Below are 12,388 nucleotides of genomic sequence, written 5' to 3'. Positions count from 1 at the left end.
CGCCATACAGTAAAATCCAAAGGAAATGTAATGAGCCTAATTAACGAAACCCACGATATTAATTTAACCAGCTGGGTAGAGTCAGCTAATGTTGATAATTGCGACTTCCCTATTCAAAACTTACCGTTTGCAGAGTTTCGCCGTAAAGGGTCTGATGAGGCCTTTCGTGGTGGTGTTGCAATTGGTGACCAAGTAATTGATTTAGCAAAACTGAGTAAATTAAATGTTTTAACAGGTGACGCTAAAACAGCCGCTGATGCAGCAAGTGAAGCAACTCTAAATACATTTATGGGTTTAGGGGGGCAGTATTGGTCAGCACTTCGTTTAGCGCTTTCAAAAGCACTACGAGCAGGCTCTGAGCACCAACAAGCGCTTAGCGATACGCTAGTAGCACAATCTGATATAGAGTTTTCTTTGCCTTGCCGTATCGGTGATTACACTGACTTTTACACTTCTATTTATCATGCTACAGCTGTGGGTAGTTTATTTCGTCCTGACAACCCATTATTACCTAACTATAAATGGGTACCTATTGGTTATCATGGTCGTTCTTCATCTATTGACGTATCGGGTCAAACATTTCATCGCCCTAAAGGCCAAACTAAGGCGCCTGATGCAGAAGTGCCGTCATTCGGTCCTTGTAAACGCCTTGATTACGAACTAGAACTGGGTATTTACTTAGGTAAAGGCAATGCACTGGGCGATGCAATCGCGATTGAAAATGCAGAAAACCACGTATTTGGCTTTTGTGTGTTTAACGATTGGTCAGCTCGCGATTTACAAGCTTGGGAATATCAACCGCTTGGTCCTTTTTTAGCTAAAAACTTTGCCTCAACTGTATCGCCTTGGATTGTTACAACCGAAGCGCTAGCACCTTATAGAACAAGCTGGACGCGTGATGAAAACGATCCACAGCCTATGGACTATTTAGAGTCAAAAGCGAATCGAGACCAAGGTGCTTTTGATATTCAAATGGATGTTAAAATCCAAACGCAAAAAATGCGTAGCGAAGGCCATAACCCAACGCGTGTATCAACATCTAGCTTTAAGCACTCTTACTGGACTGTGGCACAAATGGTTACTCACCACACAGTAAATGGCTGTAACTTTATGCCAGGTGACATGTTAGGTTCGGGCACTCAGTCGGGCCCAACGCACGAAGAAGCGGGTTCTTTACTTGAACTATCTCGTGGCGGTAAAGAAAAAATTACGCTAAGCAATGGCGAACAACGTAGCTTTTTAGAAGATGGCGATAACGTTATTATGCGCGGCTGGTGTGAAAAAGAAGGCTATGCACGTATAGGTTTTGGCTCTGTAGAGAGCACAGTACTGCCTACAAAGTAATACGAGTATTAAAAATAATTATTAAAAGGGCTGCTTACTAAAAGCAGCCCTTTTTTATTAATTTTTGAACAGTTACAATTTTTTTCTAGCTTTTTTAACTCAAATTGCTATCTTAATTCGGTTAATAGCCAGTGTTTATATGCCATGTCAGTATTTATAAAGTCTTTTTATCATAAATTTTTCCCAGCTCGTCAGCTACTTATTCGCCAAAATGGCGAAGTTAAGCATGTTGTTTTAGCCTCTTGGTTTCAACTTCTTGTAGCATCGCTTATTTTAGCCACTTTTGTTTGGCTGAGTATTTCGAGCTTTCGTGTTTACACACAAACTAATAAAATATCTGACATAGAACAAAGTCAAATAAACAAACAAACACTTTGGCAACAAAAAGTCAGTGAACAGCAAGCCCTGCAAGCAACGCAATTAGAACAACTTGCAATACTTGAGCAAAAGCAGGCGCTACTGCAAAACATGATAGAATCCCTTCCCGCTTCGATTAGCAAAGATGTCATTAAGCTTGATACAGAACTTGATGTACCTATTAATGAAAATGGCAATGAGTTTCATGAGCCATTAGTCGATGAAAATCAAAAAGGTAAACAAGCACAGTTAATCGCTCCAATTACATTCGCAACAAGAGTGGCCAACTTAAATAATCATTATGAGCAAAGCTTTAACTTTTTAGATAACCAAATTAGCGAACGTCACCAAGCTATTTTAGCTATGGTTAAAGGCGCAGGAATTGAGTCAGCGCTTGAGCAACACTTAATATTAAGTGCCCAAACGACCGCACAAGGTGGCCCACTTGATACATTTAACGAAACAAAAATTCCAAGCCATTTTTTAGCTATCGTTGATAAGTTATTAGCATTAAATAATTTAGAAAACTTTTTAACTGAACTACCAAACACCCTGCCTTTAGCTAAAGCTAAATATTATATTTCGAGTAGTTTTGGCCTTAGAAAAGATCCCATGAATAGTAATCATGCCTTTCATAAAGGAATTGATTTAGCCGGGTGGCATAAAACCGAGATATTTGCCCCAGCAGACGCTGTAGTGCTTCGTGCCGGTCGCAATGGTGGTTATGGTAACTTTATTGAGCTTGAACATAAAAACGGCTTAGTGACTCGATTTGGACACTTAAATAAAATTAAAGTAAAAAAAGGTCAATCAATCACTAAACATGATGTAATCGGTTTAATGGGCAGCACAGGCAGAAGTACAGGTACTCATTTACACTACGAAGTATTACTTAACGGTAAACAAGTCAATCCTCTAAAAATAACAAAGGCGCTTTCTCGTGTTTGGTAGAAAAAAACAAAAAACAGTTAGCTCTAATTTAAAAAGAGTAAATCACACTCCGTCTATTATTTCTGAAGACGTACGCCTTACAGGCACTTTAGTTAGCCAAGGTGAAGTACAGCTTGATGGCCGCATTGATGGCGATATAAAAGTGGAGCATTTAGTTATTGGCTCAACGGGTGTTGTTGAAGGTATTGTTGAAGCTAAAAGCGTTATTGTTAAAGGCAAAGTTATTGGCTCAATTAATGCCAGTGAAGTAAAAGTACAAAGTGGCGCTCATGTTCATGGCGATGTGTTTCACGATACATTGAGTATTGATGCAGGTGCAGTAATTGAAGGCAGTTTAAAACAGCGCTTTGAAAAAGAAGAGCCTGAACTAATTTCGAAAGAACTAAAACCCGCAAAAGAAGTTAAAGCATTGTTGAAGGAAGATGGCAGCGACTTATCATTTGTAAATAAACAAGCCGCTGATAAAAGCTAAGTCAAATCAGCTTTACGTAAGTTACTTTTTCTCAGTAATGTACATAGTAATATCTGCAGTGAAAACAAGCTCATTGCGGGTATTATACAGTTTAACCGGTACTACTAAGTCTTCTTTATCAATCCACTTGTGTGGTAAATCAATTTCAGCGACTGCTCTTACATCTGTATCTACTTTAGCCAAATACCTAACTGTCATGCCTTTTGGGATCCAACGATGCGTTTTAACTGGCACTGTTGCATCAACCATTACACCTGCACACAATTCAGCTAAGTTACACTGCGCAATAGCATGAATAGTTCCAATATGATTATGAACGCTGCGACGATTTTTAACCACCGCACTACAATGCCCTTCTCGAAGGTCGAGCACGTAAGGTTTCATTGAACCAAAATATGGCGCTTTAAAGCAAACAGCTTTAGTAAAAAGCCAATTCCCAAAAGGTAGACGCTTAAATTTATGCCATGTTTGTACAAGTGCAGATTTATTACTCATTATTATTTTCCATCAACAGTTACTTTTTTCAAATTAACACATCAGACCAGTTTTAAAAAGTGCATTTACACTGCCTTTTTAGCTTAATCCAATCAAAAAATAAAAATGACAACCTATGCAGGGGTCATAAGCCCTTTCTTTTTTACGAGTGCCCACCTAAAATACTCGGCAAAAGGAGACTCAATGCAAACACAGCCCGCTAAACCTAATATGACTTTGTTACTTATCCTAGCGTTACTCGTTATATTTTGCCCTATGGCAATCGATATTTACTTACCCGCTTTTCCTACTATTGCAGAACAATTTGCAGTTACAGAACAACAAGTTCAGCAAACCGTTGCTATTTTTATGCTAACAGTAGGTTTAGGCCAATTAATTGCGGGGCCTTTGGCCGATAGGTTTGGCCGAAAGCCAGTGGCTATAGTGGGTATAAGTTTATATGCAGGCTCAGCATTACTTGCCTATTACTCGCCTTCTTTTGAAGTATTGATGATTGCACGTGCCCTGCAAGGTTTTGGAGCCTGTGCCACATTTGTTGTCGCATTTGCGATAGTGCGTGACAAATATGGCAGTGAACGAAGTGGACAAATGATTACCTACCTTAACGGGATTGTGTGCTTTATTCCGGCAATGGCACCTATTTTAGGAGCTTGGCTTACCGTACAATTTGGCTGGCGTATGAACTTTATGTTTTTAACCGCGTTTGCCATTGTAGGGCTTGTTGTTACGCTATTCTTTTTTAGAGAAACTCGTCCTGCTGATAGCCATTATCAGGGGCATATTTTAGATTTACGTCGCTTTACACCTATTATAAAAACACCGGTATTTTTGTTTAATAGCCTAATTTGCATGGTCTCAATGTCGGCAATATTAGTTTATGTGACGCTAGCTCCAGGCTGGCTTATTACGCATTTAGGCGGCACTGTAGCCGACTTTACTTTTTGGTTTACGTTAAACGCCGTAATAAGTATTGTCGCTAGTTTTATTTTACCAACGTACATTAAACGAAATAGCCAACGTGCTTTGCGTGTCGGTGTGAGTGTACTGGTTTTTTCAGGCGTTTTAATGCTAGCCCTTAGCGGTATAGAGACGGCATTTGCGCTTATGTTACCTATTTTAATTGCAGCATTAGGCTTTGCTCTAAGTTTAGGCTCAGCTGCAGGTATGGCTCTGTCGAGTTTTCCTAAACAAGCAGGCACAGCCTCGGCATTACTTGGTGCTATGCAAATGAGTGGCGCGAGTATACTCGTTGTTTTAACCCAATATTTGGGGTTAAGTACACCGTGGTTAATTGCTTTTCACTTATTATTGCTAGTTCCGCTTTGGCTTATTTTAATGAGCAAAAAAGCACATACTTTACACCCAACTAAAAGCGCTCAATGATCAATCCTGATTTTTTAGTCTCGTTTTTATTAGCCAGCTTTTTAATGGCTGTAGCACCTGGGCCATCAAATGCATTTTTGATGGCACAAACATTTGCTAATGGTCGAAGCGCCGGTATGCAAAGTGCTTTTGGTTTTGCATTAGGTGGGGTTATTCATACTCTATTTGCTGTTGTAGGCCTAAGCGCAGTCCTAAAAGCTTCCCCAAGTGCCTATGCCGCAGTGCAATATGTAGGCGCAGCATACTTATGTTATTTGGGGCTTATGATGATTAAAGGCACGCTAAAGCAGCCAGAGCCTATATCTGATGACAAGCAAACCGATAAACCGCATATAAGTACCAGTAAAAAAAGTAATGTCATGTTTCAAGCCATGATGACTGAAGTACTAAACCCTAAAGTGGCGCTGTTTTTTATTGCATTTATTCCGCAATTTGTAGATCCAACGCTTTCATCTGCTACTTTTCAACTCGCTTTTTTTGGCTTGCTTTACCCTATTTTTGCTTTTCCGATTGACTGCACGTATATTTATTTTGGCGACAAAATTGCACAGTTTTTTAGACGTAACCCAAATAGCCAACTTTGGATTGATAGGATCACCGGCATTGTATTTATAGCCCTTGCTATCAATCTATTATTTTAACTAACCTGCACTTTGGTTAAGAGATTTATTACCCAGAGTTTAAGCTAACTAATAAAAAAGAATCAGCATGGAACAAAAAACACAATCTCTTCCCGCACAAAAAAATATTGCTTTGGTTGCCCACGACGGTAAAAAAGCAGCATTAAAATTATGGTGTGAAAAGCACAAAGAAATACTAAGTAAGCACACTTTATATGGCACAGGTACTACAGGGCATTTAATTCAAAAAACCACGGGACTTGATGTAGTTCAGCTATTAAGTGGCCCTATGGGCGGCGATCAACAACTTGGCGCTAAAATAGCTGAACATGAGATACATGTTTTGATATTTTTTTGGGACCCATTAGCATCACAGCCTCATGACCCTGATGTTAAAGCACTGCTGCGTTTAGCCGCTGTTTGGAATATTCCGGTGGCGTGTAATGAGGTGAGTGCAGATATGTTATTAAGCTCACCACTTATGGATGTAGAGCTTGAACGTACATTGCCAGATTACGAAAAATACCTCGCAACCCGACAAATAGATCTTTAAACCTCAATTGTAATCTAGGTTATTTATAAAGCATGCTGGCCCATTTAGTCAGGCCAGCAGTTACACTACCAAAGTGGTCCCCGTTAACCATTTTTATATTACCTAAGTGCTCACTTAAAGCCGCTTTAATCAATGGTGACTGTGCACTACCGCCTGTTAAGTAAATAATGTCTGGCGTGGTCGCAGCGTCGCTGATTGCTTGTTTTGCTAAAGTAACTATTTGGCTAATACTACTCTCAACGGCAACAGCTAAATCGCTTACCGATACATTTTTATTCAGCCCACTATCTAAAAAGCTTAAATCACAATCAAACGCACTAGCTGACGAAAGTGCTATTTTAGCCGCTTCACCTTGTTGTACTAACTGATGACCCTGCTTGTTTTGCTGTAAATGTATTAAACGCTTATAAAGCTCAGGTGCACTTACATCACGTAATTGTGCATTTAGCTCTCGGGTATGGCTTTCACTATAGAATTGGCTTTGTAAATTTACATCGTTAATTTTACACGCTTGCCAAAACGCTTGATTAGGCAAAGGTAGACCTGATTTAAACGTACTGCCTAAACCCAATAACGGCATTAAACCATGAAAGCTCAAAGCAATATCTAAATCGTTTCCGCCAACACGTTTACCACTGTGAGATAAAAAATCGCCATCGCGCTGGCTATTTCCTCTAAAACTCGGGCCCATTTGTACAAACGAGCAGTCACTCGTACCACCACCAATATCAATAACGAGTACTTTTTGATCCTGAGTTAAATCACTCTCGTAATCGATACCCGCAGCAAGTGGCTCATATAAAAACTCTACGTCTTTAAAACCAGCGCGTTTAGCAGCACGTTCTAAAATACCGACCGCTTGTTGATTTGATTGCTCACCACCCACAGCTTGAAAGTTTACTGGGCGACCAATCACTGTTTGTGTAAGTGTTTTACCTAAAGAGAGCTCAGCGCGTTGCTTAATTTTTAAGATCATCGCGGTTGCGATATCTTCAAAAAAGTTAATTTGACCTTGCTTTAAACCTGTTGCGCCAAAAAATGATTTAGGGGACTTAACAAAGTAGCCTTCTTCAGGGAACTGCACGTACTCGCTAATCGCTTCACGACCAATAAATAGGGTTTCATCTGAAGGCTGTAAATCAAGGTCTGACTTAATACGAGGTAAGGTATTTAATAATGCTTGGCGCTGTGTTAAAAAGTCATGCTCATGGGCTGTGCCATGTAAGTGCTTAGCAACAAAGTCAACAACCAAGGCACTGTGATGAGTGTAAAGTGTAGACGGTAAGTAATGTTTTCCTTGCTCTAGCGGTACTAATTGAACATTACCCTCGCTCATTACACCCATAGCACAATTAGAACTACCGTAATCAAAACCTACAAACATACTTCACCACACATTACCAAAAAGGCCGCGCAATTTAGCACACTTTGTAAAAATTATAAATGTTATAAACTATCTCTTACTCGTAAAAAACTAGCAAAACGCGGTAAACCGTTTTTTGTTAATCCATGAAATCGGTACGTTACAGTGCTACCTATCTCAGGTGCAGTGGAACGTTCTGCATCACTAAACCCTGTACCAATAGAAAACACCTGCCCTTGTGCTGTTTTTACCCTTAATGCCCCTAACATACCTTGGTATTTTCCTTTACCTGGTAAATGCGCAATCACAACCGCTTCTGCATCTAAATAAGGTTTTAATTTTAGTAATGCATTGCTTCGGCCATTGCTGTGCTTAGCACTAGCCAAATGTAGCATTACGCCCTCGCCGCCCTGCTTAGTTATGTTTTCAAAATATTCTGTGAGCTGCTCATTATTAGTAAAGCTATATTGAACTACAACGCTAATGTGCGGCGAGTTTAGGCTAGTAATAAGCTCATTATAGTTTTTATAACGAGTGCTAAAAGGCAGATTTTCATCTGGCATATCAAATACTTTATAAGTAATAGTTTGCCAATCATGATTATTAGGTTTTTTAGTTCTTACTATGCCACTAAGCTTAGAAAAGTGCTCACGCTTGGTCCATAGCTCACCATCAAGCCATACATTTGGCAATGGCGCTGTAAACCAACTCGGCGCATTAATAATATTGCCCTTGCGAGTAACAAACTGCGTGCCAGTCCATATAGCTCTTACGCCATCATATTTTTCACTGACTAAATACTTACTTACATCGTAATGTTTAGTTTCGTTATATACTTTAGCCAGTAAAACAGAAGGTTGTGCTGCACTTATACATTGCGTAAAAAGTACAACAACAATTAAAAGCAGGTATTTAATAGTAAACATTGGCGCATCCAAGCAAGTAAAAGTTGGCTTAAACTATAGTTGAGATTGCACCCATTGCCAAAACTCATCTAAGTTACTCATTTTATATGTAGCTTGGCTAAAATCGTGATCTTTTGTGTGGCTATTAGCAATGGCTACAACACGTAACAAGGCGTTGTTGGCCGCCGTAACGCCGGTAAATGTATCCTCAACGGCTATTGTATTGCCTGCCTGTATATTTATCTGCTTAAGTGCCAGTAAATATGGGTCTCCAGCAGGTTTAGGATTAGTTACATCGTCTTTTGTTACCACGGTGTCAAACAGCTCATAAAATCCTAAACCTTTAAGTATTGGCATAGCTTCACTTTTAGCACTGCCCGTTACTAGCGCCATTTTTAAGCCACTCGCTTTTACAGCTTTCAACGTTTGCTCAGTAAACGGCATCAGTGGTGGTAAATGTGTTATTACATATTCGCCAAATAAGCGGTATTTTTCATCCGCTAAAAACTGTGCGCTTACTGATAAGTTATGCTCTTGCTTAATTTCGATTGCAGCTTCTAAAGTGGGTCGTCCTGAAAAGCGCTGACAAAAATTATTTTCTAAATAACTAACACCATAAGGCTTAAGTAGTTTACTCCAACATACAAAGTGCATGCTTTCTGAATCAACTAATGTGCCATCCATATCAAATAATACTGCTTCTAATGTCATCCTCATTCCTTATTTAACCTAAGCCAAATTTTGACAATAAAAAAGGCGCCTTAAGCACCTTTTATTAAATTGTTGTTATTGCGTTAAGCCAGCTGGTGGCTCACCCGTTGCTTCTTCACCCGTATCAACATCAACAAGCTCGTAGCCACGCGTTTTACGCATAACTTTAAGTACAGGCTTTTCAAATGCTGTTTTTAAACGATCTGAGTCATCTTTCAACTCATCAAGTGTTGTACCAAAAGGGGCTGCGCCTGTTTCTGACCAGTTAGTCACTTTACCGTTCAGGTTATATTCTACTTCGTGTATTTGATATTGCGCTGCTTCGTCTTTCGTTGCTTCACAAAAAATTACACGGTAATTCCAAAATCCAGCCATTGCTCTTCTCTTTAAATAAACCAATTAGGCGCTACTTTAGCAGCTCTAAAAGGGGTTATACAAATAAAAAAGCCTGCGCAATGCAGGCTTTTAAAGTAAATACTTTTAGCTATTAGTTAGAAAAATCTAACTTTAAACTCAGCACCTACGTAACGTTCTTCGTTAACAATACCCGTATTGTTATTAAAGTCTACAGCTCCAATAACTTGTTGCTCGTCAAATAAGTTACGAACAAAAGCGGCTACTTCGTATTCGTAATCGCCTTCAGACCATGTGTAACCTGTACGCAAACCTGTTTCAATAAGCTCTTTACCTTCAAACTCTACTGATTCGTAAAGGAACATATTGATTTTACTACGATAAGAAATATCACCGCTTGCGAAGAAGTTACCATCGGCAAGTTCTTTAGTGTAGCGAAGCGTAAAGTTAGAGATCCACTCAGGAGCATGCGGTAAGCTATTACCATCAAGAAATACTTTACCGTCTACTACAGGGTCTGTAATATTTAACGTTGGACGATTAGGAGCTGCAATACTTAGATTGCTATCTTTGATTTCAGTTTTATTGTAGCTTAAGTTAAATGTAGCATTAAATTCGTCACTTAATACCCACTGCGAGTCTAGTTCAAAACCATAGCCTGTTGTTTTATCAGCATTAAGCAAGCGGTTAAAGTTAGCACCACCACCAACAGCGGTAAGTTGCTGGTCATCCATTGTGTAGTAAAACACAGTGGCATTAACACGGCCTTGCCCGTCTAGCACGTCTGATTTAATACCAGTTTCGTAAGAAGTGATTGTTTCTGATTCAGCAGTCGTTACATCATTACCAAACAAAATACGACCTTGTAAACTCGGTGCGCGGAAGCTGTTAGCTACGCGGCCGTACCAGTTAATATCGTCGTTAACTTTATAGTTTGCTGATAAATCCCAGCTAATATGATCATCGCTCACATTTTGTTTAACAGGTGGTAACGGACCGGCACCAATTGGGCTTATAGTACGGTAAGCTACAAAATCTTTATCATCGTCAGAGTAACGAAGACCTGCGGTTACTTTTAAATCATCTGTAAAGGTATAATCTACTGAGCCAAATACAGCCCAAGCAGTTGTATCTTGTTGCTGACGAACATAACCATTTAAAACACCATTATTTGAAGTGTCATAACTAAAGTTTTCAATTGTTAGCTCTTCATCAAAGTAAAATACACCTACTTGATAATTTAAATCACCATCAAAGTTACTAGATAAACGTAGCTCTTGCGTTAACTGGTCGTGATCTGGAATGCCATCCGCACTTTCATTAAAAAATGGAATAGAATCAGGCCCCATAGCAACAGGAACATCATCTATTGAAAAGCCGCCGTAGCCACCATCGATATCGGCACGCGAATATATTTCAGCACTTTCCCATGCGGAGATAGACGTGATTGTGTGGTTTTTAAGTTCCCACTCAAGCTTTAAGCTTGCACCTTCCGATTCTACTTGTTGAGTAGAACGAGATGCTGCATCTTGATAAACAATATCGTTTTCAAAGTTGTCTACAAGCTCATTAGTACCTGGTTTAATTACGTTTGCACGAAAGGCAATAGGCGAGCCATCTAAATCACGTGTGTGATAGTTTAATAAAGCAGTAAAATCATCGCCTTCATATAAAAACTGAACACGTGCCGCTTTTTCAGTGTAACCACCTTGCTCGTCTTTAGCTTCAAAGCCTGGAGCTTGGTTATCAATGTAATCGTCTTTATCTTGCCATAATAATGAAACACGAGCAGATAAACGGTCAGTTAAAGCACCACCTACAGCACCACTTGTGTCTACAGCGCCACGGCTACCATATGAAACAGAGCCATAACCATCAAATTCTTGGCTTGGTTTAACAGTATCAAACTTAACAAGGCCAGCTGGCGTGTTACGTCCAAATAAAGTTCCCTGTGGTCCACGTAATACTTCTACGCGTTCAACATCAAATACTGGGAAGCCTTTTAAAATTGCATTTTCTTGAACGACTTCATCAACAACAAGTGATACTGGTTGTGATGCATTCAAATCGAAATCGGTATTACCTAAACCACGAACGTAAAAGCGTGGGAATGAACGACCAAATGAAGATTCAATAGATAAACTTGGAATTTTCGCATTTAAAAAACGAATATCCATACCAGCTGAGCTATACGCATCAAGGTTATCACCTTGTAGAGCAGATACTGCTACTGGTACTTCTTGAGCGTTTTCTACACGTTTACGAGCTGTTACTTGAATAACTTCTAGTTGATTACTTTTTTTAGCTGTTTTTTCTTCAGCAGCTAAAGAAGAAAATGAAGTACCTGCTACTGCAGAGAACAACGTTGCATTGATTAGGGTAGCTAACGTAGATCTTTTCATTGCTTTCATGTTGGGTTTAACCTTTTTTGTGCACTCTTGTTCAACGGTTTTTTGTGTTGCGCAATGTATTCATTGCGGGCTCGTTCAATTTTTCGCGACTTGCGTCATGCGCGCGGACCTTATTACCGAGAGTACAAAAACGATGTTATAAGGCTGAACGAACGATTAAGATTATACCATTGTGTGACAATTTTACTGCATAAATATAGACATAATTAGAAACTTTTTTGCAACATTTAACTACAAAATCACGTGTTTTTATCACTATTTAGATGCAAAATTCTAATATTAAGGACATATGTCCTTTATTGAGTTTAATAAAATAGAGTAGGAAGAAGGGATTGTTTTACATGTTAACCTAAAATAGAAACACCTGTGTTTTTATTAAAAGCCGCCCAAGAGCTAACACCGATCAGTTAAGGTATTTTTGATCGGTTGACCGATCTTTTGGTTGCTTCACAATACCCTTATCATCTTT

12 protein-coding genes are annotated in these 12,388 nt (G+C 39.3%); 6 read left to right on the top strand and 6 right to left on the bottom strand.

All coding sequences use genetic code 11. The annotated features are described in order from the left end of the window. Window positions 1-30 precede the first annotated feature (30 nt). From fahA to I6F42_RS17695, 3 genes are all read left to right on the top strand, one after another. Window positions 31-1,344 carry a fumarylacetoacetase gene (gene fahA, locus I6F42_RS17705; RefSeq protein WP_010555130.1) on the top strand — a complete coding sequence of 438 codons (1,314 nt, stop codon included), beginning with the start codon at window positions 31-33 and terminating at the stop codon, window positions 1,342-1,344. Between the two features lie 144 nt (window positions 1,345-1,488). Continuing rightward, window positions 1,489-2,652 (top strand): M23 family metallopeptidase, encoded by a 1,164-nt coding sequence (locus I6F42_RS17700; protein ID WP_010555131.1) that lies wholly within the window; start codon window positions 1,489-1,491, stop codon window positions 2,650-2,652. Continuing rightward, window positions 2,642-3,124, top strand: coding sequence for a polymer-forming cytoskeletal protein (locus tag I6F42_RS17695; RefSeq protein WP_024607173.1), 483 nt, complete (start codon window positions 2,642-2,644; stop codon window positions 3,122-3,124). The genes I6F42_RS17700 and I6F42_RS17695 overlap by 11 nt, the downstream gene beginning before the upstream one ends. Before the next feature lie 21 nt (window positions 3,125-3,145). Here I6F42_RS17695 and I6F42_RS17690 read toward each other — a convergent pair whose 3' ends face one another. Further along, window positions 3,146-3,619 carry a hotdog fold domain-containing protein gene (locus I6F42_RS17690; RefSeq protein WP_193226136.1) on the bottom strand — a complete coding sequence of 158 codons (474 nt, stop codon included), beginning with the start codon at window positions 3,617-3,619 and terminating at the stop codon, window positions 3,146-3,148. A gap of 183 nt (window positions 3,620-3,802) precedes the next feature. On the opposite strand from I6F42_RS17690, the gene I6F42_RS17685 reads away from it, so the two are divergent. The 3 genes from I6F42_RS17685 (at window position 3,803) to I6F42_RS17675 (ending at window position 6,175) form a co-directional block, all read left to right on the top strand. Next, a complete protein-coding gene (locus I6F42_RS17685; protein ID WP_007581320.1) occupies window positions 3,803-5,002 on the top strand; it encodes a multidrug effflux MFS transporter in 1,200 nt (399 codons plus the stop codon). Beyond that, window positions 4,999-5,643, top strand: coding sequence for a LysE family translocator (locus I6F42_RS17680; RefSeq protein WP_010555134.1), 645 nt, complete (start codon window positions 4,999-5,001; stop codon window positions 5,641-5,643). Before I6F42_RS17685 ends, I6F42_RS17680 begins: the two co-directional genes overlap by 4 nt. Before the next feature lie 67 nt (window positions 5,644-5,710). Continuing rightward, window positions 5,711-6,175: a methylglyoxal synthase gene (locus tag I6F42_RS17675; RefSeq protein ID WP_002958191.1), complete on the top strand. Its 465-nt coding sequence runs from the start codon at window positions 5,711-5,713 to the stop codon at window positions 6,173-6,175. Window positions 6,176-6,194: 19 nt separating this feature from the next. Here the strand turns inward: I6F42_RS17675 and yegD are convergent, their stop codons facing one another. The 5 genes from yegD to I6F42_RS17650 all read right to left on the bottom strand — a co-directional run bounded on the left by yegD (window position 6,195) and on the right by I6F42_RS17650 (window position 11,919). Then, on the bottom strand, window positions 6,195-7,559 hold the full coding sequence (gene yegD, locus I6F42_RS17670; protein ID WP_007581315.1) for a molecular chaperone: 1,365 nt from the start codon (window positions 7,557-7,559) through the stop codon (window positions 6,195-6,197). A gap of 62 nt (window positions 7,560-7,621) precedes the next feature. Then, entirely contained in the window at window positions 7,622-8,464 is an 843-nt protein-coding gene (locus tag I6F42_RS17665; RefSeq protein ID WP_010555135.1) for a DNA ligase, read from the bottom strand. 33 nt (window positions 8,465-8,497) lie between these two features. After that, on the bottom strand, window positions 8,498-9,154 hold the full coding sequence (locus tag I6F42_RS17660) for an HAD family phosphatase (protein ID WP_010555136.1): 657 nt from the start codon (window positions 9,152-9,154) through the stop codon (window positions 8,498-8,500). 75 nt (window positions 9,155-9,229) lie between these two features. Next, entirely contained in the window at window positions 9,230-9,529 is a 300-nt protein-coding gene (locus I6F42_RS17655; RefSeq protein WP_007581307.1) for a hypothetical protein, read from the bottom strand. 116 nt (window positions 9,530-9,645) lie between these two features. Continuing rightward, window positions 9,646-11,919: a TonB-dependent receptor gene (locus I6F42_RS17650; protein WP_010555137.1), complete on the bottom strand. Its 2,274-nt coding sequence runs from the start codon at window positions 11,917-11,919 to the stop codon at window positions 9,646-9,648. Window positions 11,920-12,388 lie beyond the last annotated feature (469 nt).

This window comes from Pseudoalteromonas sp. SWYJZ12, from assembly GCF_015864395.1.
In the GTDB taxonomy this organism is placed as follows: domain Bacteria; phylum Pseudomonadota; class Gammaproteobacteria; order Enterobacterales; family Alteromonadaceae; genus Pseudoalteromonas; species Pseudoalteromonas arctica.
Note: the sequence above shows the minus strand (reverse complement) of the source record. Positions and strands in the feature narration are given on the sequence as shown.

What these genes read in the sequence shown, in the direction of transcription:
- fahA (WP_010555130.1), top strand. Translation starts at nt 31, where the DNA reads ATGAGCCTAATTAACGAAACCCACGATATTAATTTAACCAGCTGGGTA.
- I6F42_RS17700 (WP_010555131.1), top strand. Translation starts at nt 1,489, where the DNA reads ATGTCAGTATTTATAAAGTCTTTTTATCATAAATTTTTCCCAGCTCGT.
- I6F42_RS17690 (WP_193226136.1), bottom strand. Translation starts at nt 3,619, where the DNA reads ATGAGTAATAAATCTGCACTTGTACAAACATGGCATAAATTTAAGCGT.
- I6F42_RS17685 (WP_007581320.1), top strand. Translation starts at nt 3,803, where the DNA reads ATGCAAACACAGCCCGCTAAACCTAATATGACTTTGTTACTTATCCTA.
- I6F42_RS17680 (WP_010555134.1), top strand. Translation starts at nt 4,999, where the DNA reads ATGATCAATCCTGATTTTTTAGTCTCGTTTTTATTAGCCAGCTTTTTA.
- I6F42_RS17675 (WP_002958191.1), top strand. Translation starts at nt 5,711, where the DNA reads ATGGAACAAAAAACACAATCTCTTCCCGCACAAAAAAATATTGCTTTG.
- yegD (WP_007581315.1), bottom strand. Translation starts at nt 7,559, where the DNA reads ATGTTTGTAGGTTTTGATTACGGTAGTTCTAATTGTGCTATGGGTGTA.
- I6F42_RS17665 (WP_010555135.1), bottom strand. Translation starts at nt 8,464, where the DNA reads ATGTTTACTATTAAATACCTGCTTTTAATTGTTGTTGTACTTTTTACG.
- I6F42_RS17660 (WP_010555136.1), bottom strand. Translation starts at nt 9,154, where the DNA reads ATGACATTAGAAGCAGTATTATTTGATATGGATGGCACATTAGTTGAT.
- I6F42_RS17655 (WP_007581307.1), bottom strand. Translation starts at nt 9,529, where the DNA reads ATGGCTGGATTTTGGAATTACCGTGTAATTTTTTGTGAAGCAACGAAA.
- I6F42_RS17650 (WP_010555137.1), bottom strand. Translation starts at nt 11,919, where the DNA reads ATGAAAGCAATGAAAAGATCTACGTTAGCTACCCTAATCAATGCAACG.